Here is a 26,268-nt window from a genome sequence, read left to right as displayed (position 1 = left end):
CGGCCCGGCGCGTGGCAGGGCGGCCCGGCGTGCGACGCGCCGGGAGATGGACGGCGATCGTCCTGGTCGCCGGCTTCGGCGCCTGGCTCGGCATCGCCGTCAGCGGCGGCGTGCGCTCCTCGCTCGGCCCGGTCGAGGTCGGACTGTCCCTGCGGCCCGCCTGGGAGGGGCAGACCGTCGTGGACGTCCATCCCCTCGGCACGCTGCAGTTCGACAGCCACGACGCGCCGCTGCGCCTCCGGGTGACCCTGGAGAACATCAACCAGGACCTCGCCCGCGCCATGATCGACGATCCGCGGCTGGCCGACCGGCTGCCCGACCTGATCGAGGACGACCTCCGTGCGGGCGTCACGGCCCTCCTGGTGCGCTCTCTGCTCTTCGCCCTCGGCGGGGCACTCCTGGCGGGCATCGTCGTCTTCAGGCGCGTACGCGCGGCCCTGGCCGCCCTCCTGGTCGCCTCGCTCTGCGCGGCCGGCGCCGGCGCGGCGGTCGCCGCCACCTTCCGCCCCCAGGCGCTCGTCGAGCCGCGGTACACGGGCCTGCTCACCGGCGCGCCGTCCCTGGTCGGCAGCGCGGAGTCGATCGTGACGCGGTTCGAGTCGTACCGGGCACAGCTCACCAAACTGGTCAGTAACGTTTCGCAGCTGTACGACACGGTCTCGGCCCTGCCCGTCTACGACTCCGACCCCAACTCCATCCGGGTCCTGCACGTCTCGGACATCCACATCAACCCGATCGCCTGGAACCTGATCAGGACCGTGACCTCGCAGTTCAAAATCGACCTGATCGTGGACACCGGCGACCTCACCGACCACGGCACCAAGCCCGAGGACGCGTTCGTCAAGGAGATCGGCCGGCTGGACGTACCGTACGTGTGGGTCCGCGGCAACCACGACTCCAAGGGCACCCAGCGCGCCGTGGCCAGGCAGAAGAACGCCGTCGTACTCGACGACCGCTCCGCCACCGTCAAGGGCCTGCGCGTCTACGGCATCGGCGACCCCCGCTTCACCCCCGACCTGTCCGCCCAGGCCAACAACGACCCCGCCTACCTGCTCGACCACGGCCGCCGCCACGACGTCGGCGAGAAGCCGGTCGACCTCGTCGCCGTCCACGACCCGATCATCGCCGAGGGCTTCTCCGGCCGTACCCCGACCGTCCTGGCCGGCCACGCCCACGCCCGCTCCACCAAACTCCTGCCCACCGGCACCCGCCTCCTCGTCCAGGGCTCCACGGGCGGCGCGGGCCTGCGCGCCCTGGAACACGAGGACCCGACCCCCGTGATGGCCTCCGTGCTCTACTTCGACAAGGACACCCATCGGCTGGAGGCCTGGGACGACATCACCATGGGCGGCCTCGGACAGCAGTCGGTCCAGATCCAGCGTCACATCGAGGAGCAGCCTGGTCGTACAATTCTTCCTGAGCCGGCAAGCGCCCCGACGCCAACGGGATCGCTCAAGGCTTCCGCGACACCAGAGGACCGGGGATGAACCGCACTTTGGCATCGGGGGCATTCGTCCCCTATGCTGCTACAGGTCCCCGACGGAAGGCGTCACGGGCTAGGCCCCCATCGTCTAGCGGCCTAGGACACCGCCCTTTCAAGGCGGCGGCACGGGTTCGAATCCCGTTGGGGGCACCGGCAGGCGAACGCAGACCACGGTCTTCGAACTCCGAAGAACTGGTAAGCTAAGCAAGCCAAACGCAAGGTCCTGTAGAGCAGCTAGGAGTGCTCGCCACCCTGTCAAGGTGGAGGTCGCGGGTTCAAATCCCGTCAGGACCGCTCAAGGTCAGGTAGCTCAGTTGGTACGAGCGTCCGCCTGAAAAGCGGAAGGTCGGCGGTTCGACCCCGCCCCTGACCACCTCACAAGACCACCCCAAACGCCCCGCCCGTGGGATCACGGACGGGGCTTGAGTGTCTATATGAGTGACTACGTCCCTCGTTCAGCGGAAAGATCCTGTCCGTCACCGTCGCGCCTTCCTGCATGACCGGCCGTAGCTGGAAGCGGTAGACGGTCTGCGTGACCACCATGTTGATGCGGCCCACCAGGCGGGAGATGTGCCCTATCGGGACGTCATGCGCCGGCAGCAGCGAGACGAGGCTGTGCCGAAGCTCCCGCGGCGTCCACTCGCCCGGCTCGATGCCCTCCGCGCCCTTGAGAGCGAGACGGAAGTCACGCCGGATGTTCTCAGCCGTCATCGCCGTTCCGTTCCGTGTGCCGAACACCCTGCGCTCGCCACGCTCTGTAGGGCCGTGCGAGCGTGCCGGTTACGCCATGAGCGCCTTCAGGGCCAAGTACGCACTGGGTAGGGATACGCAGCGAACGCCGTGCCCCAACGGTCTTCGTATGGCTGTCTGAGTACACGCCCGGCCCATGCCTTTACGGTACGCGATCGGCGTGAACTTCCATTCGGCATCCTCCTGGCTGCTGCCGGCGCCACCAGGCCGTGCGCTCGTTCCAGATCTAGAGTTAAAGGCCCTTGCATTGCCCTCAGATTCCGACTAATGGTGTCACTACAGAGGGGGTTGGGATGCCCTACAAGAGGCGAGTGAAGGTCACGCCCAAGATCAAACTGCGACGCGCTCGGCGGCCAGCTGGCAGACCAACACGCTGGTGGGAACGGACCTGGGTAAAATTGGCAAGCACAGGAGTTCTCGTGCCGATCCTTGTAGGAGTCCTCGTGAGCTTGGTTTCTAAAGGCAGCGAGAGGGCTTTGGGATGGAACGAGAGCAACGCGACGACTGGACCTCCGAGCGTCCCCGCAAGTGAGCCGCCAAGTCCGTCTGCGGCATCGCCTGCATTCTTAGGGGACCCCGTCAAGGTAAACAAGATCACCTTCATTCCTAAATCTCAGGACAATACTTGGGTAGTTCCAAGCATCGTCCAACCGAGTATGGTCCGCAAATTGAACTCTCTGTATACTCCCGAGGGCGGACCTGAGGCGGCGGCGGATGCCATGCGCGCCCTAGGGGCAGTGGAAACGACAGAATCCACCATCGAGTTAGAACTCGAAGGGAATCGCCAGAAGCCAGTACGCATCCTCAATATGAGGATGGACGCCGACTGTCGTAAACCATTGACGGACACGCTATTCTTCTCACCACCCCAAGGCGCATCCGAGGTCGTCAAGATTGGATTTGATCTAGATCGCGCTAATCCGGTGGCTCGGTACGCCGTAGAACACGAGTTAGGGCCGGACTTTCCTCCACGATTCTCTGGCGACTACTTCGCAGATCAGAAATATGTGCTAAAAAGCGAAGAGCAAGCTACGTTCCGCCTCACGGCCAGAACCTACAAGAAATACTGTGAGTACAGATTCAAGCTAGAACTGCTCGTCAATGGTAAGTCGGCTGAACAAATAATTGACAATCATGGTCAGCCTTTTCGAATCACGGCAAAAATATCCAACAGAGAAGATGAATATAACACTTGGGCGAACTGTTCGGCGTATAAGCGCAGCTATCTCGGTGGCTCATTGAAGAATTTGAACTCAGGGCCGGGCTGGTGGTCGACCAGACCGTGGCGCCCAAGCGATCAATCCTGCTGAACAGTGGCGACGGGCCGCCGCAGATCGTCATCGGGGCGCGATCTCGCCGATGACAACGAGATCGTGCTTGGGATCACGATGAGGCTGCGTCCTACCAGCGGTGGCGCAGAGACGTTCGCAAATGGTCCCGCTTCTCCGGCGCCGGCGGCACCTCCACACCGTGGGTGATGCATCCGTCAATCGCCACCAAGTCGTGCCGGTCGAAGCAGTTCCCCCTTTCACACGGCCGACGACGCAAGCGCTATATCGCTGCCGCCACTTGCCGCCACTTGTGGGCAGTTGCAGGTTCCGATGTAGGCGAATTCCGGCGACTGGTAGCAACCGTAGGTGTTCCTGTGGCTGCGGGAGGAGGAGTATCCGAAGGGCATCATCTGTGAAGGCGGCGGGGACAGGGGCACGTGGATGATGTACGGAAAGTGCCCGCCCCTGGAAGTCGTACGCTGTCGTGATCCGGTGCGTCTACGTAGCAGGGCTGGCCGACATCGCGCGAGGAGAATATGTAGCCATCAAAAACAAGAAGCGGGCGCGCTCGCCTTATGGGGTGTGGTGGGTGGCTGGGGTCGTAGGGTGTCGCTTCTTGGGTGGAAGGAGCGTGGTGGTGCGGTTATCGCGGTTGCCGTTGTCGGTGCTGGTGGGGTGGGGGGTGGCTGCGGCTGTTGCTGGGGTTCCGACGTGGGAGGTGTGGAGGGAGCGGTGGGAGATCGAGGAGGTCATTTCGTCGTTTGAGAGCGTGAGCGTCTATGGGATGGTCTGCCCTTTCAATAGTGGGACGTCGCTGTCGCCGTTGGCTCCGTTGCACCGTGATCTTGAAGTGGTCATGGAGATCGTGGTGGGGTGGGCGGTTCCGGTTCTTGTGGTTTTGGTTGGCCTTGTTGCGGTTCTGAGGGGCCGCGATCTTGGGGTGACGGCACGGCGGGTGGCGGGGCTGCTGGTGGTGGGGGCGTTGATGGAACCGGTTGCCTCGTTGTACAGCGTTGGAGGGATGTGCCAGGAGACGGTTCCGTTGTTCAGCGCCGACTGGTTCAGGGAGGCGGCCGGGGGGTGGGGGATCGGCCAGGGGTGTCTGCTGGGGGCGGCGGCGTTGGTGTTCGTTGTGGGGGAGCGGGGGGAGTCGCAGGGTGGGGTGGTTTGGCGGCGGGCGGCGGCGGGGCTGGTGGACTACTTGGTCATCGTCTCGGTGCTGAGCGTGGGGGTGGGGGTGGCCTGGCCGTTGATCGACTCGGGGTTCTGGATGCGGATGGGGGCGGGGCTTTTGGAGCGGGCTGAGGGGGCTGTGGCCGGGGGCAGAGTGAAGCCTGAGGAGCTGGCTTTGCTGGGTGGGGTGTTCCTGTACTTCTGGGTGCAGCATGCCGTGTGGGGGCGGACGCTCGGCAAGCGGTTGATGGGTGTGCAGGTGGTCGCCGCGTTCACGGGTGGGCGGTTGAGTGCCGGCCGGGCTGCGCTTCGCGCGTTGGCTTTTCCGCTCTTGGGCTTTGTTCCCGGTGTCGGGCTGTGGTGTCTTGTCGTGGTCGGGCTTTGGATGTTGGTCGATCCTGAGGGCCGTGTGCTGCATGACCGCTGGCTGGGTGCTGCGGTGGTACGCGGCCGGGTGCGGGAGATTCAGCCAGAGATTCAGCCGGAGATCAGTCGCGGATGAAGACGGCGCCGATGGAGATGTTGCCGTCGAGGCTCAGATCGAAGTCTCGAATCCGGTGTGAGGCTTCGGTTCTGACGTTGAGCCGGTAGTGGCCGAACGATCCGACGCCGGGCTCCGGGGGCTCGGCCAGGACGACGGTATTCTTCATCGTTCAGCCGGCCATCGCCGGTGGCGTCGTTGGGTTCCGACAGCAGGCGGAGCTTGAACTTCTTGATCGGTCTGCCTGTCATGGCGTCGCGGGTGATGACGTACTCGTCGGCGTCTTCGGCATAAGTGGTGTGGATCTCTACCGTGGTCCGGCCGTCGGGGGACAGAACGCTCGCGTATTCGGACCCCTTCCATTCCTCGGCGTACGTGTCGTCATCTTCGGAGCATTCGCGTGATACCGCGATCCGGGATGCGTTCCGACTCATGCCGGAGATCGTGCAGTATCCGTTGAGGGTGGTGGTCTTTCCGGTGGCGAACTCGGTGATCAGCAGTCGCGGCCGAGCACCGGTGAAGGTCAATGCGAAGAATCCGCCGTCCGGTGAGATCTCCAGGCCGCTGTGGTGGTCCAGCGATTGCGGGTCGAGCCGGGGCGAGATGGCTTTCGTCTGGCCCGTTGGCAAATCCCAGGCCATGAACTTCAGGTGTTTCCTGCTGAAGTAGGCGACGCGATGGCCGTCGCGGGAGACCTGGAGGGGGACGCTGCGGTAGTGGGAATCGTTCACCCGTACCATGCTGGCCGCATCGGAGAGTAAGGTATCACCTGCGCACTCGTGTCCGCCTGATCGGCGCTCGCCGCACGATACGCCGAATGGGATGCCGATATCTTGTCTTCCCTCGTTCTGCTTGAGAAGGACGTGGAGTCGCCAGTCGGTGCAGGACACGATGGGGGGAGTGGCGTCGGATCTTCGCCTGTTGCTGCTGTGTGTTCGTCCGTACACTTCGTCTTCTCCGGGGCGAAGGCATATTGCACGGGTGGGTCGAACGGCTGCGGGTTCCACTTCCACTCCCAGAGCGCAAAGAAGAATCCGGCGCCGACCACCAAGACGACCACCAAGACGAGCAGCAGGGCGCCGGCCCACATTCCTGGTCGGCGTCGTCTCGGTCTCTCGTGTAACGGTCGGGCGGGTCTGTCAGAGGCCGGGCCGGTCATCGCCGAAAGAGGTGTGTTCGGTGGTGATCCCGATGACGTAGAGCAGTGAGCGCAGGGAGTCGTCGGCGAAAACGCGGTCGGTGGTGACGACATCGCGGATTCGCTCGGGTGGGACGACTCGGCCGGTGGCGGATTCGATCCAGGTGGCCAGGCGTTGGTGCAGGTCGGTGTTGTCGGCGTTGGGGATTCCGGAGCCTGGGAGGTCGTAATCCTCGGCGCGCTTTTCGTTGAGGTGGAGTTCCCAGTGGGTTTTGCCGTCGATGGTTCCGGTGACGTCGGCCACGTCGCTGTCCAGGACGACGGCGAATAGCGCGTGGCCGGCGGCCTGGGCCGTGATGGCGTCGAAGTCGCCGATCGCGGAAATCTCCGTCGCCGCTATCGACCAGCCCGGGGCAACGAAGTCGCTCCAGGGTTCTGGGCCCCAGGTGGCGCCGGGCGGGAGGATTTTCGTGGCGTCGTCCGGTGCTTGGCAGGCGAGGTACGCGCCCCACGTTCCCATATCGACTCCTCATGTCGAAGGCAGGCTGAATAGCAGGAGAAGGCCGCGTTTTATGTATTGCTGAAACCGGTAGACGCTTTCCGGTTTTGTTGTCTCCGCAATGGGGTGGCTGTGGGGGGCGGGGCGGGTGAAGTGGTGCTTTACGGGGGGTTCGTGGTGGTCCACAATCGCTGCGGGGGGACACAGGCCAACGCGAATCGATAGGGGCATCATGCAACTCCGCAGGCAAGCCCTGGGGGCGGTCCTCCTGACCCTCGGACTCTTCACACTGGCATTACTCCTCGCCGTCATGGCGATCGGCTCGGCCGGGGGTGCGGCGCGGGCCGCGGTTCCCGTGCAGGTGGCGGCGTCGTCGGAGAGCCGTGGGGTTCCGGGGGCGCCGACGCGGCCCTCTGGGGTTCGGCCGTGTCCGGTGCCGTTGGCTCCCGTTGGGAAGGGGGCTGGGAGCGGCGTCGAGACCGGGTATGCGTCGATCTGCTGGGACGCGTCGTCCGATGACACCGGGGTCGTCGGATACGACATCTATCGCCTGGACGTCGGCGGTTTCGTCCACGCCGCCAGTACCACCAGCACGGTCGGCGGCTTCTCCGGTGAGCTGGGCCGGCTCTACACGATGTACGTCGTGGCCAAGGACGCGGCGGGCCATGTCAGTCCGCCGTCCAGGCTGATCACGGTGGCCGCGACGCTCGGGATGAGCCCGACCTCCACGCCGACCCCGACGCCCGGGGACCGGGAGCCGCCGTCCCAGCCGGCCGGGCTGCGGGACGCGTGCCTGATGGACTATGAGGGGGTCACGTTCTGCTGGCAGCGGTCCACCGACAACGTGGCGGTGACGGCGTATGACGTCTACCGGGAGACCGCGACGGGGTTCGTGAAGGTCGGCACGCTGGACGGTGCGGGCTCCACGAACTTCATGGAACGTCAGGGCCTGGTCATCGGGCAGCGCTACACCTACGTCGTGGTCGCCAGGGACGCGGCGGGCAACCTCAGCGTGCCCTCCGAACCGCTGTCCGCCCTGGCCAGGGAGGGGCTGCCGTCGCCCTCGCCGACGCCGACCATTGATCCGACGTGTGTGGTGTCGTACCGGGCGGCCACCTGGGGGTCGCGGGTCAACGCGGAGATCACCGTACGCAACGCGGGTACGACGGCGATCGACGGCTGGACGCTGACCGTGGGCTATCCGGCGGCGGCGTCGTCCGTGCGGCTCGTGTCCGGGTGGTCTGCGGACTGGACCCAGAGCGGTACGGAACTCACGGGCGTGAGCAAGCGGTGGAACAAGGTCCTGCACGCGGGGTCGGCGACGCAGGTCGGGTTCACCGCGTCGTACAGCGGGTCCGTACCGGCCCCGGTCACCCTCCGCCTCAACGGCCGGACCTGCGCGACTCCGTAACCGGCCGACCTTTCCGCTCTCCGAGCCTCTGGGAGATCTCCTGTCCCCGCGGCGGTGGTCCCGTCGCGGGGGCGATGTGCTCGCGCTGCGTGCCGTGCTCATGGTGTTGCTCGGTGGTTCGGGGTTCGTCCAGGCCGTGATGGTGCCGTTGCCGGCCGTGGATCTGCGGGCGCTCGACGAAGGGCTCGCCTATCTGCGGGTTCCCGTCATCGTGATCACTCTTGCGGGGGTGGTGACGGTCCAGGTCGTGCTGGTCTGTGTATGGCGGCTGGCCACGATGGTGCGGCGGGGGACCGTGTTCTCGCATGCCGCCTTCCGATACGTACACGTCGTCATCGGCGCCATCGTGGCCGCCGCCGCCCTGGTCTTCGCGCAGACCGTCGCGCGTGATGTCGAGGCGGCGCGGATGCGGGCCGAACTGGCGGAGGTCATCTGATGCCGATCGCCGTGGACATCGACGTGATGCCGGCCAAGCGGAAGATGTCGGTGGGCGAACTCGCCGAACGGGTCGGAATCACCCCCGCCAACCTGGCGGTGCTGAAGAACGGCCGGGCCAAGGCGGTACGCTTCACGACGCTCGCCGCGCTCTGCGAGGTGCTGGAATGCCAGCCGGGAGACTTGTCGCGCTGGGAACCGGAATCCGATCCCCACTCCGAGTCCGAACGAACTCGTGAGGTCATACCGCAAAAGCAGCCGGCAGCCGGCCGCATATCCGATTTCGCGATCCCATCTCCCTGGATGGCGAATACACAAACTCCCTGACTCTGCGAATTGGTATGTCGTAAAGCGATTCACCGGCCCTTCATCTGCCGAGCCCCGGCCGATGAATTTCGGACCTCGCCACCGCCCGGCGGCAGGCGGCGCTCACGGCCTCCAGCCCACCGAACAGGGCATCCATTCCGCAGTGGACGCTGGGCACCACCAGAGCGGACACCGCCGCCACCTCTCCTGGCATGACCGAAACCAGGTCTCAGTCGCCCCTCAAGCCCCTTCCGTCGCTCGTCCCGACAAAAACGATCTACCGTTCGGCGCACTCAGACGGCCGCTCGGCGCGCCGCGCTGCCGTTCATCGCTGTGTTAACAATCACCTTCTTGGCGGTGTGAGGGCGCTCGCTTACGTTGCGGGCACCGTTGTTCAGCGGGTGTCACCTCTGAGGGTTCGGTACCGGATGTCGGGTCAGGGTGTCGTATGCCCTGGGCCCGGCCGTCCGGGGCCGATCGCTGTCCCCTGCGTGATTTCCGCTGGCACGGCCAGCCGTTTAGGAGGGACAGGCATGGGTCGAATAAGCCGGGGGCGCTTCACCGCGGCATCCGTCGTGAGCGTGGCGGCGTTGCTCGCCGTCGCCGCTGCGACGCCCGCGAGTGGCGCGAACCCGACGAATCCAACGAACCCATCGAACTCGGCCGACCGATCACACCATGGCAGAACGATCAAAGTAACGGTGACCGAGGGCACCAACATGGCGGTCACCGCCACCCCCGGCGGAGGGACCATCGTCATGGACCTCCAGGGCCGGCTCCACACCCTGGCGGGTTCGGGCGGTACCGCCCGGCCCTTCGGAGATCCCCTGCTCGATCCCTTCTGGCCGCGTCTGTCACCGGACGAGCGCGATGTCGCCGTCCAGTCGTTCGCGGATGGCATGTTCCACATTTGGACGGTCTCGCTGCGCACGGGGGCCGCCAGGCAGTTGACCCACGGGGAGTACGACGACCTCCAGCCCGCGTGGTCGCCCGACGGAAGCAAGATCGCGTTCTCCTCCACCCGGGAGGGCGGTGGCGACATCTGGACCGTGGACGTCCGGACCGGGCGGCTCGACCGGATCACCACCGCCAGTGCCCAGGAGACCCAGCCGACGTGGTCGCCGGACGGCAAGAGCATCGCGTACGTCCGCGGCAACGTCATCGAGAGCATCGACCTGGCCACCGGCGTGGTCAAGACGCTCGTCGCCGAGCGGCCCGGCACCGTGGCGGCCCCGTCGTGGTCGCCGGACGGCGGCAAGATCGCCTTCCTGCGCAGCGAGACCGGGGCGCGCCGGCTCAAGGTCGCCTCGACGCCCGACCAGGAACAGGCGGTCGGCGACCTGACCGACGTCTATCCCTTCCCGCCCGCGTGGCTCTCCGCCGAGGAGATCCTTTACGCGGGCAACGGCAAGGTCGTGGTGTCCAAGACGGCCGATGGCCAGACCCGCCAACTGCCGTTCTCCGCAACCTTCGTCCTGAATCGTCCGGTTTATCAGCGCAAGGAGTACGACTTCGATTCCAGCCGCCGCCGTCCGGTGCGCGGCATCGTCGGGCCCGCGTTGTCGCCGGACGGACGTACCGTCCTCTACAAGGCGCTCAATGATCTGTGGGTCCAGCCGGTAAGCAGCCACGGTCACGGTCACGGCCACGGGCAGGCGCGGAAGCTGACCGACGACCACTTCTACGAGATCGACGCCGTGTGGTCGCGGGACGGCAAGAAGATCGCGTACGCGTCCGACAAGGCCGGCACCATGGACATCTGGGTGCGCGAGGTCGCGAACGGCAAGGAGCGCAGGGTCACCTCGCTGGCCGGTGCGGAGATCGCCCCCGCGTGGTCACCGGACGGCCGCCGCCTGGCCTTCCAGGACCAGGGCGGCAAGACGTTCGTGGTGAACGCGGATGGCGGTGACCCGGCCGAGGTACTCGGCACCCGCAGTGCCCCGGGACGGCCGAGCTGGTCGGCCGACGGCCGCACACTCGCGCTGTCGGTCTCCTCCGCCTCGCGCAACCAGATCGAGCTGGTGAACGTCGAGGCCAAGACCAGTAAGGTCGTCGAGCCCGCGCCGTGGCGTTCGATCTCGGTGCGCGGCGACGACGGCCCGGCCTGGTCGCCCGACGGCCGGTGGTTCGCGTTCATCATGGAGACCACCCTGTGGGTGCTGCCGGTCAACCCCGACGGCACGCCCGCGGGCAAGGCGCGGCAGCTCACCCACAAGCCGAGCGACGCGCCAACGTGGAGCGGCGACTCCAAGACCCTGCTCTACCTGGAGAACGGCGAACTGCGCACGATCTCCAGGGACGGCGGGCGGTCGCGTTCCATCGAGACCGGCGTTGACTACTCGCCCGCCCAGCCCAAGGGCCGGGTCGTCATCCACGCGGGCAAGATGTGGGACGGCAAGAGCGAGAGTCTGCGCGAGAACGTGGACATCACCGTGGTGGGCAACCGGATCCAGGACGTCCGCCCGCACCGGCCCGGCCCGCACCCGCGCGGCTGGAAGGTGATCGACGCCTCGGACCGGACCGTCCTGCCCGGCCTGATCGACATCCACTACCACCAGCAGCTCCAGTCGAAGTTCTACGGCGACCGCCAGGGCAGGCTGCTGCTGTCGTACGGGATCACCACCACCCGCTCCACGGGTGACCAGGCGTACCGGGCGGTCGAGGATCGCGAGGCGGCGCAGGCGGGCGCGCGGATCGGCCCGCGGCACTTCCTCACCGGCGAGATGCTCGAAGGCTCCCGGCTCTCCTGGGACTTCGCCCGTCCCGTGATGAACGAACGGCAGCTCGACCTGGAGTTCTCCCGGGCCAAGGCGCTGGACTTCGACCTGATGAAGACCTACATGCGCTTCCCGCACCGGTTGCAGGCCGAGGTCGCCCAGCGCGGGCACCGGCTCGGCATCCCGACGACCTCGCACTACCTGCACCCGGGCATCGCGTTCGGGGTGGACCAGCAGGAGCACCTGTCCGGGCCGACCCGGTGGGGCTTCGGGTTCTCCCGCAACGCCTCCCAGGGCGTCATGTACGAGGACGTCGTCAAGCTGTTCGGCCAGGGCGGCTTCCCGCTCACCACGACGATGTTCGCCTCCAGCGCCCTGCTGGCGGACGACCCGGGCATGGTCGAGGACCCGCGGATCAAGTCCCTCTACACCGGCTGGGAGCAGGACATCCTGGTCGGCGAGCTGAAGTGCGCCCAGGGCGCCGGCGCGTGCGGGTCCCTTTCGGGCAACGCGGTGGCGGCCGAGCGTGCGGTGGCGCAGCTCAAGAAGGTGCTGGCGGCGGGCGGTACGGTACTGGCCGGTACCGACGGGCCGCTGGACAACCCGGCGGTCAGCCTGCACCTGAACCTGCGGTCCATGGTCAAGTACGGCATCTCGCCGGTGAAGGCGTTGCAGAGCGCGACCGTGCTGAACGCCAGGGCGCTCGGCATCGAGCACGATCTCGGCAGTGTCGAGCGGGGCAAGCTGGCCGACCTGATGTTCGTCGAGGGCGACCCGCTCGCGGACATCGGCACGCTCGCCAACGTGCGCGGCGTGATGACCAACGGCGCCCTGCACGACGTGCCCGACCTGCTCGAACCGTTCTCCGGTGAGCGGCAGGCCACGGCCTCGCCCACCAAGCTCGTCGCGCCCGAGCCCTCCGAGGCCGACCACACCCACTGAGGAACGCGTCTCCCGGAGGCGGAGGTCGGCGCGGCCTCCGCCCCGGGAGATCCCGAGCCCTCCCTGGGGAGATCCCGAACCCCGCCCCGGGAGATCCCGAACCTGGGACGTCCCGCCGTCCATTTAGGACGGTGTGATCTATACCTTTTTGGGTGCACATTACGTAGACCGCGATCACCTGGTGGCCGCCACCCCTTGGCCCCGGTTCTCGCGCAGCGCGACGGCCACATGTGGCCACGCACCGCGCCTTCACCGTCCATCCGCGCCGGTCACGCCTCCAACCGGTGCCGATTCCCTGCCTTTGCCGTTATCGGCCAGAGCCACCCCTCGTCACACCCCGCGCAGCGGGTAGCGAATGAGCCCATGCCCCGAAACCGGAGGTCAGGAGCGACATGACCCACGACTTGGAGACGAACCGGAACCTCGGACGGAGGACGCTGCTCGGCGCGGGAGCCGTGCTGGCGGCAGGTAGCGCGGTACCGGCGATGGCCGGCCCCGCCGCGGCGGGTACGAACGGGGGCGTGAAGGTCCCCGCCCCCGACAGCCCGCTGCCCATCATCCCGGTCCCGGCGCAGGTCAAGGCGACCGAGGCGCTCGCGCCGCTGCCCGACGCGCGGCTGTGGTACTGGGACACCGGCGGCTCGGGCGCGCCGGTCATCTTCCTGCACCCGGGCACGGGGAGTTCGGAGAGCTGGCCATACCAGCAGCCGTACTTCGCCAAGAAGGGCTACCGGGTGATCGCGTACTCCCGGCGCGGCCACTTCAAGTCCGACGCCGGACCCGCGGACCGTACGGGCACCGAGGCGGAGGACCTGCGGCTGCTGCTGAACCACCTGCGCGTGGATCGCTTCCACGGGGTGGGCGTGGCGGCCGGCGGCGGGACCCTGCTGGACTTCGCGCTGTCCCACCCCGAGCGGGTGCGCACGATCACGCTCGCCGGCAGCCTCACGGGCCTGGCGGAACCGGCGTACCAGGAGACGCTCAAGCGGCTGCGGCCCGAGGGCTTCTACAACATGGGGCCGGACTTCATCGAGCTCGGCCCGACGTACCGGGCGGCGAACCCGGAGGGGGTCCAGCAGTGGCTGGAGATCCACCACCGGGCCAGCCACACCGACGTCTCGCAGCCGTATGAGAACCGCCCGCTGTGGGCGGACCTCAAACGGCTGGACATCCCCACCTTCCTGGCCTGGGGTGACGGCGACCTCTACAGCCCGCCGAGCGTGCAGCGGCTGCTGGCCGCCCACCTGCGCCGCTCGGAGAGCCTGGTCGTCAACGAGTGCGGTCACCAGCCGCACTGGGAGCGATCCGACATCTTCAACCCCGCCCTGCTGAACTTCCTCCGCAGGCACTCCCGCTAGGTACCAAGGTCACGACCGTACGCGCGGTCCCGGAGGGGGACCGCGCGTACGGTCATGTTCCCGGTGTTAGGGTGTGCCGCGCGTTCGGGCGTGCGGAAGATCGGGGGAATGGGCGGTGTCCTTGGAAGGTGCGGCCAGGCTGGGGGTACTGCTTCGTGAGCGCGGGCTTTCGATCAGTACCGCCGAATCGCTGACCGGCGGGCTGCTGGGTGCGGTGATCACCGACATCGCGGGGGCGTCCGACTACTACGCCGGTGGTGTCACCACGTACGCCACGGCCTCGAAGGCCGCCGTACTGTCGGTGGACCCGGCGGTCCTCGCCACGCTCGGCCCGGTGAGCGGTACCACGGCGGAGCAGATGGCCGCGGGGGTGCGCGGGCTGTTCGCCACCTCGATCGGGCTGTCCACCACCGGCGTCGCCGGCCCGACCGCCCAGGACGGCAAACCGGTCGGCCTGGTCTTCATCGGCCTCTCCGCCGAGTCGGGCACCTTCAGCCGGGAATTCATGAGCAGCGGCGAATCCCGCGAGGAGGTCCGCCACCAGACCGTGGAATTCGCCCTCGACCTCCTGATCGACCACCTGACCGGCCGAACCCCCGAATGACACACGACTGGCGTACGTTCATGAACGTCGTGCGCCCGCGGCGGGACGCGCCCTATCCGTGCCCCTGCTGCGGGTTTCGCACGCTGGAGGAGCGCGGGATGTCCGAGATCTGCCCGGTGTGCTTCTGGGAGGACGACGGCCAGGACGAGCACGATGCGGACGACGTGCGCGGCGGGCCCAACCGGGAGCTGAGCCTGACCCGGGCGCGGCGCAACTTCGCCGCGTCAGGGGCATGCCACCCGAGGTACCTGGCGCACGTACGTGACCCGCTCCCGGCCGAGCACCCGATCACCTGAAAAGCGCGGCGGGGGAGGACGATGGTGGTCGTCCTCCCCCGCTGGTCGCTAGGTGGGTCAGTTGGAGGTGGTGGCGCTTTCCTGGGCCAGGCGTTCTGCGCCGGAGAGGGTGTTGAGCGGCTTTTCCTTGATGAACAGCACCGCGAGCAGGGCGAGGGCGGTCAGGGGGACGCCGATCAGGAAGAGGTCGGCGGTGGCCGTGGCGTAGACGTCCTGGACGATGGCGCGCAAGGGGGCGGGGAGTTGGGCGATGTTCGGTACGGCCTGCGACTCGCCGCCGCCTCCGGTCGCGCCCGCCATGGCCGGGAGGCGCTCGGTGAGTGACGAGGTGACCTGGTTGGCGAGTACCGCGCCCAGGGCGCTGACGCCGACCGCGCCGCCCATGCTGCGGAAGAAGGTCAGGGCCGAGGTGGCCACGCCGAGGTCGCTGGCCGGGACGTCGTTCTGCGCGGCGAGCACGAGGTTCTGCATGAGCATGCCGACGCCGATGCCGAGCACCGCCATGTAGACCATGAGCACCGGGATGCTGGTCTGCCCGCCGATCGTGCTCAGCAGCACCATCCCGGCGAGCATGATGATCCCGCCGGCCACCAGGAACGCCTTCCAGCGGCCCCACTTGGTGATGAGCTGCCCGGCCACGGTGGAGGAGATCAGCAGGCCGAAGACCATCGGCAGGCTCATCAGCCCGGCCACGGTCGGCGACTTGCCCAGCGCGACCTGGAAGTACTGCGACAGGAACACCGTGCCGCCGAACATCGCGACCCCGACCAGGACGCTGGCCACCGTGGCCAGGGCGACCGTGCGGTTCCTGAACAGGCTGAGCGGGATGATCGGTTCGGCGGCCCGCGACTCGACCCACAGGGCGAGCGCCAGGACCAGCAGCCCGCCGCCGACCAGGCCGGCGGTCCACCACGAGCCCCACTCGAACTTGTTGCCGGCCAGCGACGACCACACCAGCAGCGTGCTCACGCCGAGCGTGATCAGGAACGCGCCCAGGTAGTCGACCTTGACCTGCTTGCGGACCACCGGCAGGTCGAGGGTGCGCTGCAGAAGTACGATCGCCACGATCGTGAACGGCACGCCGATCAGGAAGCACCAGCGCCAGCCCAGCCAGGAGGTGTCCACGAGGAGGCCGCCGATCAGCGGGCCGACGACCGTGCCGACGCCGAACACCGCGCCGAAGATGCCGGCGTAGCGGCCGAGTTCGCGCGGCGGGATCAGGGCGGCCATGACGATCATCGCGAGCGCGCTCATGCCGCCCGCGCCGATGCCCTGCACGACCCGGCTGACGATCAGGATCTCCACGTTGGGCGTCAGGCCGGCGATCAGCGATCCCACCACGAACAGCCCGAGGGAGAGCTGGATCAGCAGTTTCTTGTTGTAAAGGTCGGCCATCTTGCCCCACAGCGGCACCGTGGCGGTCATGGCCAGCAGTTCGGCGGTGACGATCCAGGTGTAGACCGTCTGCGATCCGCCCAGGTCAGGGACGATGACGGGCAGCGCGTTGGCCACGATGGTGGAGGCCAGGATGGACACGAACATGCCCACCATCAGCCCGGACAGCGCCTGCAACACCTTTCTCCGGGATGTCGGGGCGGCGGGCGCGGTCACGGATTTCGACTCCGCGTCGGTCGTTGTCATGCTTCCTCAGGTTTCTCAGCGGTTTTCGCGGCGCGTTCGCAAGGCAAGCGGCAGGGCACAGTCCCCGGCCGGCGTCGTGGGCCGGGCCGGGGCAGGAGGGCCGGCATCAGGGTTCAGGGAGGCCGGCGGCCAGGCGGTCGAAGGCGTCGTCGAGCAGGTCGGTCATGGGCACGGACCCCTTCGTCCGGCTCCACCGCAGCATCGCCACGCGGAAGGCGGCCAGGCCGACGGCGGAGAGCAGTTCCGGATAGCCGCCGGCGGCCCGCTCCGGGCCGATCCGCTCGGCCACGGCGGCGGCCAGGGCGCGTTCGTTCGCGAACCCGCCGGACACCAGCCGGGGCAGCAGTGACGGGTTCTCCTCGATCACCTTGATCCGCAGCCGGACCTCTTCGGCGCGTTGCTGCATGCATTCGGCCTGTCCGCGCAGCACCAGGCGGAGCGCCTGGAGGGCGGTGAGGCCGGCGGGCGCGGAGGCCAGCGACTTGGGCCATGCGGTCTCGACGTCGGCGGGGGTGACCAGGAGGGCGTCCTCCTTGGATGGGAAGTAGTTGAAGAAGGTGCGGGACGAGACGTCGGCCGCCTCGGCGATGTCCTCCACCGTCACGCCCGCCAGGCCGCGCTCGGCGACCAGGCGCAGCGCCGCATCGGCGAGGGCCGCCCGGGTCTCCAGCTTCTTGCGGTCTCTCCGCCCGAGTTCTTCAACACTGCCCACACTGTCCACATACGACCAAACGAGCGAAGGAAGCGAAGAATTTCAGACTGAGCAAAGTTTCATGGGCTGAAAGCCGGTGATGTCGGTCACAGTGCCGCTGACCTGGCGTTCAGCGCGGCTCCGAGGTCGCGGACCCGGCGGGCGATCTCCGGTGTGGCGTCCAGGGCGAACTCCGCGCCCAGCGCGGCGATGGCCGCCACGTACTGCACGACGAGCGCGGGGGAGTCGGCGCTCACTCGTACCGCGCACTCGCCGGGGCCGAGGTCGCGGACCTCGCCGGGGATCGCCGCGAACACCCGGGTACGCAGGTCGGCGGCGGCCAGCCGTACGGTCATCCGGGCGGTGTGCCCGTAGGTGGCGCGGGCGAACGCGCGGGTCACGTACTCGGCCGGGTCGTCCGCGGGCAGTTCGCGGGGGGTGAAGCGCTGGTGCGTGGGACGCGGTCCGGTGATGCGGTCCGCCCGGAACGTCCGCCAGTCCGCGCGCCCGGGGTCGTACGCGAGCAGGTACCACCGGCCGCCGAAGGTGACCAGGTTGTACGGCTCGACCAGGCGGTCCTCCTCGTCGCGGTGGCGAAAGGCCAGCATCCGCCGGTCGTGTGAGGCCGAGGCCAGCACGGCCAGCACCCCGGCGTCCACCCGTGGCACGTTCCGGTACGGCACGGCGGCCGTCACGTCGCCGAGCGTGGCCAGCCGGGGGCGCAGCCGGGCGGGCAGCACGCGTTCCAGCTTGGCCAGCGCCCGCATCGAACTGTCCTCGATCCCGGCCACGCTGCCGCCCGCCGCGGTCACCAGGCCCAGCGCCACCGCCACGGCCTCCTCGTCGTCGAGCAGCAGTGGCGGCAGGTCGCGGCCGGAGATCAGCCGGTAGCCGCCCGCGATGCCGGTGGTGCCCTCCACCGGGTAATCCAGCGCGCGCAGCCGTTCGATGTCGCGCCGGATCGTGCGGACCGTGACGCCGAGGCGTTCGGCCAGCTCGGGCCCCGGCCAATCGGGGCGGCTCTGGAGCAGGGAGAGCAGCTTCAGCAGCCGCCCGGGCATGTTCCGGCGCACGGAAACGAAGTCGGTCACTCTTCCAGGTTGCCGTACTTTGCGGACAAGTTATGTCCGTAAGACCGCCTAGGGTGCTCGTATGACTGAGACACTGGAGGACATCCACGGGCCGGTCTTCAGGCCCGCGGCGGAGGGTTTCGACGACGAGCGCATGGGTTACCAGCGCCTGGCGAGCCACCGGCCCGACCTGATCGTGGGGGCGGCCGGTGTGGACGATGTGCGCGCCGCCGTACGGCACGCCGCCGCGCTCGGCGCGCGGGTCGCGGTCCAAGGCGCCGGGCACGGTGTCAACGTCCCGATGGACGGCGGAGTGCTGATCAGCACCCGGCGCATGACCGACGTCCGGGTGGACCCGGCCACGCGTACCGCGTGGGTCGAGGCGGGCGCGCCCTGGGCGAAGGTGATCGAGGCGACGGCCCCGCACGGGCTCGCGCCGATGTCGGGCAGCTCGCCGGGGGTCGGCGCGGTGCCGTACACGCTGGGCGGCGGCCTCGGGCTGATGGCCAGGAAGTACGGCTTCGCCGCCGACCACGTGCGGCGGCTGACCATGGTCACCGCGGACGGACGGGCGGTTGAGGTGACGCCGGACGGCGAGCCCGGTCTGTTCTGGGCGTTGCGCGGCGGCGGGGTCGGCGGGCTCGGCGTGGTCACCGGCATGGAGATCGGCCTGCTGCCGGTCACGCGGCTGTACGGCGGGGGCCTGTTCTTCGACGTCGCCGAGGTGCCCGGCGTGCTGGAGGCGTGGCGGCACTGGACCGAGACGGTGCCCGAGGAGATGACCTCGGCGGTGGCGATGCTGCCGTTCCCCGACGTGCCCGAGGTGCCGGAGGACCTGCGCGGGAAGCACGTGGCCCAGGTCAACATCGCGTTCCTGGGATCGGAGGAGGAGGGGCGGCGGCTGGTCGAGCCGCTGCGCGACGTCGGGCCGTGGCTGCGTGACACGCTGCGCGAGATCCCCTACACCGAGTCGGCCGCCGTGTTCGACGAGCCCGACCAGCCGCACGCCTACCAGTCCCAGAACCGGCTGCTGCGCGACCTCGATCCGGGCCTGCTGGCCACGCTGCCGAAGACCGGGGGGCCGTCCGCGCCGATCATGTGCGTCGTGCAGATGCGGCACCTGGGCGGCGCGCTGGCCCGCCCGCCGCGCGTCCCGAGCGCCGTCGGCCACCGCGACGCGGCCTACTCGCTCAATGCCCTTTCCGTGCTCCGGCCGGGCCAGGAGGAGATCGCGCGCAGGCTCCATGACGACGTGCTGGCCCCATTCGAGGACCAGGCGCTGGGCCGGGGGATCAACTTCGGCTACGGGCGGCTGACCGAGCAGGAGGCTCGGACCGCTTTCGACCCGGGCGACTACGACCGGCTCGCCGAACTCAAGGCGCGCCACGACCCGGACGGGATGTTTCACGCCAACTATCCGATCTCCCCGGATAAGCGCGATCAGTGACATCACTGCCACGCAATGCTGACGAAAGATACCTGACATACACGGGTGAATACCGACGGTAGAAGGGATGGCTGCGCGCCGTGGGGGCGTTGCGCCTGACCTAGCGGAACATGGGCGAAGGCGCTGGACAAACCAGCGTTCTTCGCCCAATATTGCCGGTGCCGGTCCGGTATAGGTCTTGTTGTTGAAGACTGGACGGTCTAGCCCGCGGCGCTCTTTCCGGCAGGCCCCGCACTTCGCGCTAAACAGGGGTTTCCGATATCGCGCCGAGAAAGCTAAGATTCTTCACTACTACCTGACTACGCTTTACCCGTGTGTTTTCACACGCCTCCCGCATGTCCCGCACGACCCCCCCGTGTGTACGCGAAGGGACGCGATGAAGACGAGCCAGTCCGCCGGCCGGGCGCACTAGCGGGAACCACCATGAAGGCGACCGGCATCATCCTTTGTGGCCCGCCCGCCAGCGGTAAGAGCACCATCACCCGCGCGCTGCACGACCTGGACCCTCGTTTCGTGCCGGTGCGCAACCTCGTCGTCGGGCCCGACGCCGCCGACGACCACGACCAGGTCACCGACGAGCAGGTCGATCGGCTCCGCCGGGCCGGGCGGATCATCTCCGACATCCGGCGCGAGGGCGGGCGGTACGCGATCGACCGCCACCCGATCGAGCACATGGCCCAGGCCGGGCTCGTCCCGGTGATCCACGTGTGCGGCCGGCCCGACGTGCGGCGGCTGTCCGCGCTGGGCGAGTGGGTGCGCGTGCTGCTCTGGGCCCCCAGGGAGATCTGTCACGAACGCCTGCGCCGCAGGGACGGCTGCGGCGCGGGCGGCGCGGCGGGCGTCACCGCCGGCCAGGACGTCCTGGACCCCGTCCAGGTCACCGCCGACGACCCGCTGTTCCACCTGCGCATCGCCACCGACGAGACGCCGCCCGACCACGCCGCCCGCGAGATCGCCGACGCGTTCACCGCCGCGACCCGCCCGGCGAAGGCCGTCCGGCCTCAGTCGCGCACGGCGGGCTCCGTCGCCGGGTCCTGACGGCGGCGGATCACCAGCCAGTTGATCACCCACAGCGCCAGGCCGATGGCCAGCAGGACGCCCGCCCGGGCGTAGACCTCCACCGGGCGTCCGGTCAGCGGGCTGGCCAGTACCAGCGCCAGCACCGCGCCGAGCACCGGCAGCGCGGTCGGCGCCCGATAGTGCTGGTGCTCCACCCGGTCCCCGCGGAGCACCAGCACCGCGACGTTCACCACTGTGAACACGCACAGCAGCAGGAACGCCGTCGTGTCGCCCAGGCCCTCGATCCCGCCGGTCGAGATCAGCCCGATGGCCAGCAGCGTGGTGAACACGATGCCGATCACCGGAGTGCGGCGGCGCGGATCGACCCACCCCAGCCCCTTGGGCACGACCCGTTCGTTGGCCAGCCCGTACACCAGCCGCGAGGCCATCATCATGTTGATCAGCGCGGTGTTGGACAGGGCGAAGATGGCGATGGCCGCGAAGACCTGCGGCGGGAAGCTGATCCCGCCCGCCTTGACCACCTCCAGCAACGGCCCGCTCGACTCGGCGAGCACCCGGTGGTCCACCAGCAGCGAAGAGGTGATCGCGACCAGGATGTAGACGGTGCTGGTGATCGCCACGCCCAGGAAGATCGCCCGGGGAAAGTTGCGGGAGGGGTCCGTGGTCTCCTCGGCCATGTTGACCGAGTCCTCGAAGCCGACGAACGCGAAGAACGCCAGCGCCGTGCTCCCCAGCAGGGCGAACATCAGCCCGCCCGCCTCTCCCGACTCGATGTGGACCAGCCGGCTCGGCTCGCCGAGCCCGTTGACCAGCGCGTAGACGCCGATGCCGATGATGATCACCAGCCCGCTCACCTCGACGATGGTGAGCACGATGTTGGTCCGCACCGACTCCGACACGCCCCGGTAGTTCAGCAGCGCGACCGCGATGATGAAGATCACCCCGACCACGGCGGCCGGGATCGCGATGAACTCCCTCAGGTAGTCGCCGCCGATCGCCAGCGAGGCGGCGCTGGCCGAGGTCAGCCCCGAGCACATGACGGCGAACGCCACCATGAACGTGAAGAACGGGACCTTGAACGCCCGCTGCGTGTAGAGCGCGGCCCCGGCCGCCTGCGGGTACTTGGTCACCAGTTCGACGTAGGACATCGCGGTCAGCACCGCGATGAGGAAGCCGACCAGGAACGGCAGCCACAGGGCTCCGCCGACCCGGCCCGCCACCGCGCCGGTCAGCGCGTAGACGCCGGTCCCGAGGATGTCGCCGACGATGAACAGCACGAGTAGTTTGGGGCCGATCGCCCGCTTCAGCGGGACGGGTTCGGCTACCGCTGCGGGGCTTGTGGGGGGAGTCATGTCCAGGCTGTTCCCGCGGTCAATGTTCTTGACACGGCCTGGTTGCGAAACACCTTCGTTGTGCCGGACATGTCGGAAGTGGAAGAGCAGCCTCATCGAAAGGTGGCAGCGTGGGACCACCTTCCCGCAAGCAGCGCTTCGAGCAGATGTATCTGGAGCATTACCCGGATCTGCTTGGTTACGTACAGCGGCGCACTGAATCTCCCGACGACGCCGCCGACGCGCTGGCCGAGACGTTCACCACCGCCTGGCGGCGGCTGGACGACGTCCCCGGGGGCGGGGAGGCCCGGCTGTGGCTGTACGGCGTGGCCCGGCGGGTCCTCGCCAACCAGCGGCGCGGCGAGAGCCGCCGGACCGCGCTCGCCGTACGGCTGCGCGCCGAACTCGCCGAGTGGGCCGAATCCGCCCCCGCCGCCGGGGGCGGGATCGACGGTGTCCGCGCCGCCTTCCGGCGGCTCGGCGAGCCCGACCGCGAGGTGCTGTCGCTGGCCGTCTGGGAGGGGCTGACCTCCGCCGAGATCGCCACCGTGCTCGGCTGCTCGGGCGGGGCCGCCCGGCTGCGCCTGCACCGGGCGCGTAAACGCCTCGCCGGGGAACTGGCCTCGGCCGGGCTCGATCTCACCCGATACGGCCTGCGGGCCGTGGCACTGGCGAAGGGGAGGCCATGAGCACCGACGTCGACCACCTGATCGCCGCGCTGGCCCGCGACCCGGGGCCGGGGCTGACGCCGGGGGCGCGGGAACTGCTCGGCGAGATCACCGCCGAGCCCTGCGCGGATGTCGCGCGGGAGCCGAGGCGGCGCTGGTGGCGGTTCGCGTTGCCGGTCGTGACGGCGCTGGTCACCGCCGTGGTGGGGGTACTGGCGTACTCCGCGCCGGCCTCCGCCACGCTCGACATCCGGCGCGAGGGGCGGAATTACGTGATCATGGTGATCGACCTCTACGCCGACTCTCACAAGTACCAGAGCCAACTGCGCGCGATCGGGCTGGACATCACGCTCCGCATGACGGCCGTGTCGGCGAGCCTGGTCGGGCAGGTGATCGTGATGCCGGTGCCGGACGGGCCCATTCCGAAGGCGGGAGTCCGGATCGACGACCAGATCAAGCCGATCAGTGGGAAAGGCACCTGCCGGAAATGGGGGGAGGTCTGCCCGGTAGGGCTGAAGATCCCGGTGGGTTACCGCGAGCGGGCCGAGGTGCTGCTCGGACGGGCGGCGAGGCCCGGGGAGAAGTACGGAGCCCTCGCGCCGATCGACGGGCCGGGGGAGCCGTTGCACTGCGTGCCGTACGTCGGGCGGCCGGTGCGGGCGGTCCGGGAGCTGCTGCGGGACCGCGGCGTGGCGTCCGTGACCTATTCGACGGCCAAGAGCTGGGAGTCCCAGGTGCCCGGCGACTGGTACGTCCACGACGGGACGCTCACCGCCCCGGGCTCCGCGCTGCTCCTCGTCGGGCCGGACAAGACCCCGCCCCGCGATACGGGGCCGAAGATGACCGGCGACTTCTGCTGATCCCTTCCTGACCTGCTGATCAGTTAGCCCGCGTCGTGTCCGGCGACGGGTCGTTCCGGCATGCCCGAAAACCAGGGCTGCCGTCTTCTTTCTGCCGATGACGGGGTTTCGCATGCTCACCGTAGGTTTCGCTCGCTCTGCCCTGCCGTCCGTTCCCTTGCGGGCCGGGCACCGGATGTTCGCCGTGGTGGTCGGCCTGGCCGCCGCGCTGCGCGTGGTGACCATGCTCGGGTACCGGCCCGCCCAGCTCTACTGGGGCGACTCCTTCTCCTACCTCCACCTGGCCGCCCACCCCGAGCCCTCCACCGGATTCCGGCCGCCCGGATATCCACTGCTGCTGGCGCTGCTCCGCCCCTTCCACAGCATCGAACTCGTCGTCGCCGTCCAGCACGCCATGGGCCTCGCCGTCGGCGTGCTGATCTACGCACTGCTGCGCCGCGCGTCGCTGCCCGCCTGGGCCGCCACGCTCGCCGCCGTGCCCGGCCTGTTCGACGCCTCGTTCCTGCGGCTTGAGCACGCGGTGCTGTCCGACATGCTGCTGATCTTCCTGGTGGTGGCCGCGCTGGCGGTCATCACCTGGCGGCCCGTGGTGTCGCCGCGCGCCGCCGTCGCCGCCGGGCTGCTGCTCGGCTGGGCCGGGCTGACCCGGACCGTCGCGGTGCCGCTGCTCGGCCTCTTCGTCCTGTATCTGGTCGTCCGGCGGGCCGGGTGGCGGCCGGTGGTGGCCCTGGCGCTCGCCGGAGTACTGCCCCTGGCCGCGTACGCCGCCTGGTACCACGCCCACCACGGCCGGTACGCGCTCAGCGGCTCGGACGGTGTCGCGCTGTGGGCGCGGACCATGACGTTCGCCGACTGCTCGGTGATCCGCCCGCCCGCCGCCGAGGCCCGCCTGTGCCCCAACGGGACGGTGGTGGACGCCGCCTCGGAGTACATCTGGGCGCCCGGCTCGGCGATCAACCTGCTGCCCGGCGGCCGGGACGGCAACAACGACCTGGCCCGGTCGTTCGCGCTGCGGGCCATCGCCGCCCAGCCGCTGGACTACCTGGCCGACGTGGCCCGCGACACCGCGCTCACCTTCGCCTGGACCCCGGTGCCGCACCCCGCGCGGGTGACCCCCGCCTTCGGCTTCGCCAGGGGGGCCTGGGGGCTGCCCGCGTATCCGCTGGTCGAGCAGGTGCGCCGGGACTACGACCCGGACCTGAGCGGCCTGCGGTCCGTCGAGCCGTACGCGTCCTTTCTCATCGCCTACCAGTACCCGGCCTACCTGCGCGGGCCGTTCATCGCGGCGATCCTGCTCCTCGGCGGGGCGGGCGCGCCGCTCGCCCGGCGGTCGGCGGCGCTGCCGTGGCTGACCGCGGTGGCGCTGCTGGTCGTGCCGGTGGCGGTGCTGGACTTCGACCACCGCTACGTACTGCCGGTCATTCCGGTCGCCTGCCTGGCCGCCGGCCTGGCAGGGGCCGATCTGCGCGGCCGGGCGGGACGGAATCCCGGAAAACGTCGGTGGCAGGCCGTACGGTTGCCTGCGGGGAGAACCGAGTGAAGAGGAGACGGGGCGATGACGCGGCACGATCAGCCCGGGAGCGGCGCCGGGCGTGGCCGGCTTCGGGGCGATGCCGAGCATGAGCGCAATCTGGCGCTCTTCCGGATCGTCCACGAGGTGGCCACCCACCATGCCGGCCGGCCGGTGCCCGCCGTACTGGCCACGCTACGCGACCGGGTGCCGCGCGCCCCCGGTCTGGGCCTGGACGAGGGGGCCCTGCTCCGCATCGCGCACGAGATCAGCGTCGGGCGCGACCCTTCCGGGCTATGACCGGCGGGGCCTGAGCGACCTCGGGGCACCCCTGATATCTCAGGGGTCGGGGATCAGGGGCGGCTCAGGGATGCCGCCGGATGCCCCCGGGGGTCGTTCGGCGAGATCCTTCTTGCATGCTGCTCGTGAGAGGGATCTACCCGCTGATCGCCTGCCTGGGGGTCGTCGCGGCGGTGGTCGCGCTGGCCGTCGGCCTGCTCGACACCGACCCGCGGCTCGACGCCTTCGGAATGACGATCGGTGAGTACGCCGTGGTGAGCGAGGGGGTCGCCACGGAGTTCGGGATGCTCTCTCTCGGAGTGGCCGCGGTCGCGCTGCTGGCGGGGCTGCGGGCGACGGGGGCTCCGGTGCGGGGGACACCGGAGTGGCTGATCGGCACCTGGGGCGGGGTGATGATGGTCGCCGCGTTCGTCTTGCCGATGCTCGACGGGTGGACAGGGGAGGCGCACCGGATCGCGTCGATCATGTCGGTGATGTCGCTCGCGGTCCTGCCGGCAGCCGCGGGGCTGCTGGTCTCCAGGTTCGCCGGCGACGAACGCTGGCGCGCCGTCGCCCGGCCGGTCGAGTGGCTGGCGCTCGCGGGGGGCTTCGGGCTGCTGGCCACGACGTACGCGGCGCTGCCCGGCGGAGGGGCGCTGATCGGGCTGGGCGAGCGGGTGATGCTGGCGGTGGGCATCGCCTTCCTGGGGGTGCTCGCGCTGCGGCTGGCGACGCTCGGCGGGGCGGGCCACCGGGTCGCGGTACGGCTCCGCGAGGCTTACGCGGGGTTCGCGGTCCGGGTGGATCTCGCCAAGCCGGGCAGGCTGACGCGCCCGGCCGGCTCCACCGGCGCCGACGACCCCGCTTCCGGCCGGGTCCTGCGCTGA

General features: G+C 69.1%; 23 protein-coding genes, 3 tRNA genes and 1 pseudogene. 20 read left to right on the top strand and 7 right to left on the bottom strand.

Annotation, left to right across the window (positions count from 1 at the left end; genetic code table 11):
* Positions 1-29 precede the first annotated feature (29 nt).
* The 4 genes from ACH34R_RS33140 (at position 30) to ACH34R_RS33125 (ending at position 1,856) form a co-directional block, all read left to right on the top strand.
* The gene (locus ACH34R_RS33140; RefSeq protein ID WP_397565494.1) at positions 30-1,487 is read left to right on the top strand and encodes a metallophosphoesterase; all 1,458 of its coding nucleotides are present in this window, start codon (positions 30-32) and stop codon (positions 1,485-1,487) included.
* Positions 1,488-1,560: 73 nt separating this feature from the next.
* Positions 1,561-1,633 (top strand) — tRNA-Glu (locus tag ACH34R_RS33135).
* A gap of 69 nt (positions 1,634-1,702) precedes the next feature.
* A tRNA-Asp gene (locus tag ACH34R_RS33130) sits at positions 1,703-1,777 on the top strand.
* Between the two features lie 5 nt (positions 1,778-1,782).
* A tRNA-Phe gene (locus ACH34R_RS33125) sits at positions 1,783-1,856 on the top strand.
* 2 nt (positions 1,857-1,858) lie between these two features.
* Here ACH34R_RS33125 and ACH34R_RS33120 read toward each other — a convergent pair.
* Positions 1,859-2,194 carry a hypothetical protein gene (locus ACH34R_RS33120; protein WP_397565493.1) on the bottom strand — a complete coding sequence of 112 codons (336 nt, stop codon included), beginning with the start codon at positions 2,192-2,194 and terminating at the stop codon, positions 1,859-1,861.
* A gap of 482 nt (positions 2,195-2,676) precedes the next feature.
* Between ACH34R_RS33120 and ACH34R_RS33115 the strand changes: the two genes are divergently transcribed.
* Both ACH34R_RS33115 and ACH34R_RS33110 read left to right on the top strand, forming a co-directional pair.
* Positions 2,677-3,543, top strand: coding sequence for a hypothetical protein (locus ACH34R_RS33115; protein WP_397565492.1), 867 nt, complete (start codon positions 2,677-2,679; stop codon positions 3,541-3,543).
* A gap of 625 nt (positions 3,544-4,168) precedes the next feature.
* Positions 4,169-5,179 (top strand): RDD family protein, encoded by a 1,011-nt coding sequence (locus ACH34R_RS33110; protein ID WP_397565548.1) that lies wholly within the window; start codon positions 4,169-4,171, stop codon positions 5,177-5,179.
* On the opposite strand, the gene ACH34R_RS33105 is transcribed toward ACH34R_RS33110, so the two are convergent.
* A complete protein-coding gene (locus tag ACH34R_RS33105; RefSeq protein ID WP_397565491.1) occupies positions 5,155-5,889 on the bottom strand; it encodes a hypothetical protein in 735 nt (244 codons plus the stop codon). The genes ACH34R_RS33110 and ACH34R_RS33105 overlap by 25 nt on opposite strands.
* A 408-nt stretch (positions 5,890-6,297) precedes the next feature.
* Entirely contained in the window at positions 6,298-6,816 is a 519-nt protein-coding gene (locus ACH34R_RS33100) for a hypothetical protein (RefSeq protein ID WP_397565490.1), read from the bottom strand.
* Positions 6,817-7,234: 418 nt separating this feature from the next.
* Between ACH34R_RS33100 and ACH34R_RS33095 the strand changes: the two genes are divergently transcribed.
* The 7 genes and pseudogenes from ACH34R_RS33095 (at position 7,235) to ACH34R_RS33065 (ending at position 14,864) form a co-directional block, all read left to right on the top strand.
* On the top strand, positions 7,235-8,206 hold the full coding sequence (locus ACH34R_RS33095; protein WP_397565489.1) for a cellulose binding domain-containing protein: 972 nt from the start codon (positions 7,235-7,237) through the stop codon (positions 8,204-8,206).
* 76 nt (positions 8,207-8,282) lie between these two features.
* A complete protein-coding gene (locus ACH34R_RS33090; protein ID WP_397565488.1) occupies positions 8,283-8,642 on the top strand; it encodes a DUF2975 domain-containing protein in 360 nt (119 codons plus the stop codon).
* Positions 8,642-8,845: pseudogene (locus ACH34R_RS33085) on the top strand (helix-turn-helix domain-containing protein); the annotation flags it as partial. The gene ACH34R_RS33090 and the pseudogene ACH34R_RS33085, both read left to right, overlap by 1 nt.
* Before the next feature lie 803 nt (positions 8,846-9,648).
* Entirely contained in the window at positions 9,649-12,606 is a 2,958-nt protein-coding gene (locus tag ACH34R_RS33080) for an amidohydrolase family protein (RefSeq protein ID WP_397565487.1), read from the top strand.
* Between the two features lie 392 nt (positions 12,607-12,998).
* Positions 12,999-13,964, top strand: coding sequence for an alpha/beta fold hydrolase (locus ACH34R_RS33075; protein WP_397565486.1), 966 nt, complete (start codon positions 12,999-13,001; stop codon positions 13,962-13,964).
* A gap of 115 nt (positions 13,965-14,079) precedes the next feature.
* Entirely contained in the window at positions 14,080-14,568 is a 489-nt protein-coding gene (locus tag ACH34R_RS33070) for a CinA family protein (RefSeq protein ID WP_397565485.1), read from the top strand.
* Between the two features lie 20 nt (positions 14,569-14,588).
* Positions 14,589-14,864, top strand: coding sequence for a CPCC family cysteine-rich protein (locus ACH34R_RS33065; protein WP_397565484.1), 276 nt, complete (start codon positions 14,589-14,591; stop codon positions 14,862-14,864).
* Between the two features lie 57 nt (positions 14,865-14,921).
* Here the strand turns inward: ACH34R_RS33065 and ACH34R_RS33060 are convergent, their stop codons facing one another.
* The 3 genes from ACH34R_RS33060 to ACH34R_RS33050 form a co-directional block, all read right to left on the bottom strand.
* Complete coding sequence (locus ACH34R_RS33060) at positions 14,922-16,505, bottom strand: MDR family MFS transporter (RefSeq protein WP_397565483.1); 1,584 nt, start codon at positions 16,503-16,505, stop codon at positions 14,922-14,924.
* A 106-nt stretch (positions 16,506-16,611) separates the two neighbouring features.
* On the bottom strand, positions 16,612-17,217 hold the full coding sequence (locus ACH34R_RS33055; RefSeq protein WP_397565482.1) for a TetR family transcriptional regulator: 606 nt from the start codon (positions 17,215-17,217) through the stop codon (positions 16,612-16,614).
* A gap of 86 nt (positions 17,218-17,303) precedes the next feature.
* Positions 17,304-18,257 carry a helix-turn-helix transcriptional regulator gene (locus ACH34R_RS33050; protein WP_397565547.1) on the bottom strand — a complete coding sequence of 318 codons (954 nt, stop codon included), beginning with the start codon at positions 18,255-18,257 and terminating at the stop codon, positions 17,304-17,306.
* Positions 18,258-18,348: 91 nt separating this feature from the next.
* Between ACH34R_RS33050 and ACH34R_RS33045 the strand changes: the two genes are divergently transcribed.
* Positions 18,349-19,713, top strand: coding sequence for an FAD-binding oxidoreductase (locus tag ACH34R_RS33045; protein WP_397565481.1), 1,365 nt, complete (start codon positions 18,349-18,351; stop codon positions 19,711-19,713).
* A gap of 423 nt (positions 19,714-20,136) precedes the next feature.
* On the top strand, positions 20,137-20,751 hold the full coding sequence (locus ACH34R_RS33040; RefSeq protein ID WP_397565480.1) for an AAA family ATPase: 615 nt from the start codon (positions 20,137-20,139) through the stop codon (positions 20,749-20,751).
* On the opposite strand, the gene ACH34R_RS33035 is transcribed toward ACH34R_RS33040, so the two are convergent.
* Positions 20,715-22,085 carry an APC family permease gene (locus tag ACH34R_RS33035; protein WP_397565479.1) on the bottom strand — a complete coding sequence of 457 codons (1,371 nt, stop codon included), beginning with the start codon at positions 22,083-22,085 and terminating at the stop codon, positions 20,715-20,717. The genes ACH34R_RS33040 and ACH34R_RS33035 overlap by 37 nt on opposite strands.
* A 110-nt stretch (positions 22,086-22,195) precedes the next feature.
* Between ACH34R_RS33035 and ACH34R_RS33030 the strand changes: the two genes are divergently transcribed.
* From ACH34R_RS33030 to ACH34R_RS33010, 5 genes are all read left to right on the top strand, one after another.
* Entirely contained in the window at positions 22,196-22,753 is a 558-nt protein-coding gene (locus tag ACH34R_RS33030) for an RNA polymerase sigma factor (RefSeq protein ID WP_397565478.1), read from the top strand.
* Positions 22,750-23,592: a hypothetical protein gene (locus ACH34R_RS33025; RefSeq protein ID WP_397565477.1), complete on the top strand. Its 843-nt coding sequence runs from the start codon at positions 22,750-22,752 to the stop codon at positions 23,590-23,592. Before ACH34R_RS33030 ends, ACH34R_RS33025 begins: the two co-directional genes overlap by 4 nt.
* A 112-nt stretch (positions 23,593-23,704) precedes the next feature.
* On the top strand, positions 23,705-25,132 hold the full coding sequence (locus tag ACH34R_RS33020; protein ID WP_397565476.1) for a hypothetical protein: 1,428 nt from the start codon (positions 23,705-23,707) through the stop codon (positions 25,130-25,132).
* A gap of 15 nt (positions 25,133-25,147) precedes the next feature.
* Positions 25,148-25,402 (top strand): hypothetical protein, encoded by a 255-nt coding sequence (locus ACH34R_RS33015; protein ID WP_397565475.1) that lies wholly within the window; start codon positions 25,148-25,150, stop codon positions 25,400-25,402.
* A 116-nt stretch (positions 25,403-25,518) separates the two neighbouring features.
* On the top strand, positions 25,519-26,268 hold the full coding sequence (locus tag ACH34R_RS33010) for a DUF998 domain-containing protein (protein ID WP_397565474.1): 750 nt from the start codon (positions 25,519-25,521) through the stop codon (positions 26,266-26,268).

The organism is Spongiactinospora sp. 9N601 (genome assembly GCF_044326295.1).
Lineage (GTDB): Bacteria > Actinomycetota > Actinomycetes > Streptosporangiales > Streptosporangiaceae > Spongiactinospora > Spongiactinospora gelatinilytica.
The sequence above is the reverse complement of the archived record's forward strand: the minus strand, read 5'-3'. Positions and strand labels throughout refer to the sequence as shown.

Bases quoted from the DNA above. Each gene is read 5' to 3' on its own strand.
- ACH34R_RS33040 (WP_397565480.1), top strand. From the start codon at position 20,137: ATGAAGGCGACCGGCATCATCCTTTGTGGCCCGCCCGCCAGCGGTAAG.
- ACH34R_RS33010 (WP_397565474.1), top strand. From the start codon at position 25,519: ATGCTGCTCGTGAGAGGGATCTACCCGCTGATCGCCTGCCTGGGGGTC.
- ACH34R_RS33035 (WP_397565479.1), bottom strand. From the start codon at position 22,085: ATGACTCCCCCCACAAGCCCCGCAGCGGTAGCCGAACCCGTCCCGCTG.
- ACH34R_RS33060 (WP_397565483.1), bottom strand. From the start codon at position 16,505: ATGACAACGACCGACGCGGAGTCGAAATCCGTGACCGCGCCCGCCGCC.
- ACH34R_RS33120 (WP_397565493.1), bottom strand. From the start codon at position 2,194: ATGACGGCTGAGAACATCCGGCGTGACTTCCGTCTCGCTCTCAAGGGC.
- ACH34R_RS33045 (WP_397565481.1), top strand. From the start codon at position 18,349: ATGACTGAGACACTGGAGGACATCCACGGGCCGGTCTTCAGGCCCGCG.
- ACH34R_RS33020 (WP_397565476.1), top strand. From the start codon at position 23,705: ATGCTCACCGTAGGTTTCGCTCGCTCTGCCCTGCCGTCCGTTCCCTTG.
- ACH34R_RS33025 (WP_397565477.1), top strand. From the start codon at position 22,750: ATGAGCACCGACGTCGACCACCTGATCGCCGCGCTGGCCCGCGACCCG.
- ACH34R_RS33100 (WP_397565490.1), bottom strand. From the start codon at position 6,816: ATGGGAACGTGGGGCGCGTACCTCGCCTGCCAAGCACCGGACGACGCC.
- ACH34R_RS33065 (WP_397565484.1), top strand. From the start codon at position 14,589: ATGAACGTCGTGCGCCCGCGGCGGGACGCGCCCTATCCGTGCCCCTGC.
- ACH34R_RS33075 (WP_397565486.1), top strand. From the start codon at position 12,999: ATGACCCACGACTTGGAGACGAACCGGAACCTCGGACGGAGGACGCTG.
- ACH34R_RS33015 (WP_397565475.1), top strand. From the start codon at position 25,148: ATGACGCGGCACGATCAGCCCGGGAGCGGCGCCGGGCGTGGCCGGCTT.
- ACH34R_RS33050 (WP_397565547.1), bottom strand. From the start codon at position 18,257: ATGCCCGGGCGGCTGCTGAAGCTGCTCTCCCTGCTCCAGAGCCGCCCC.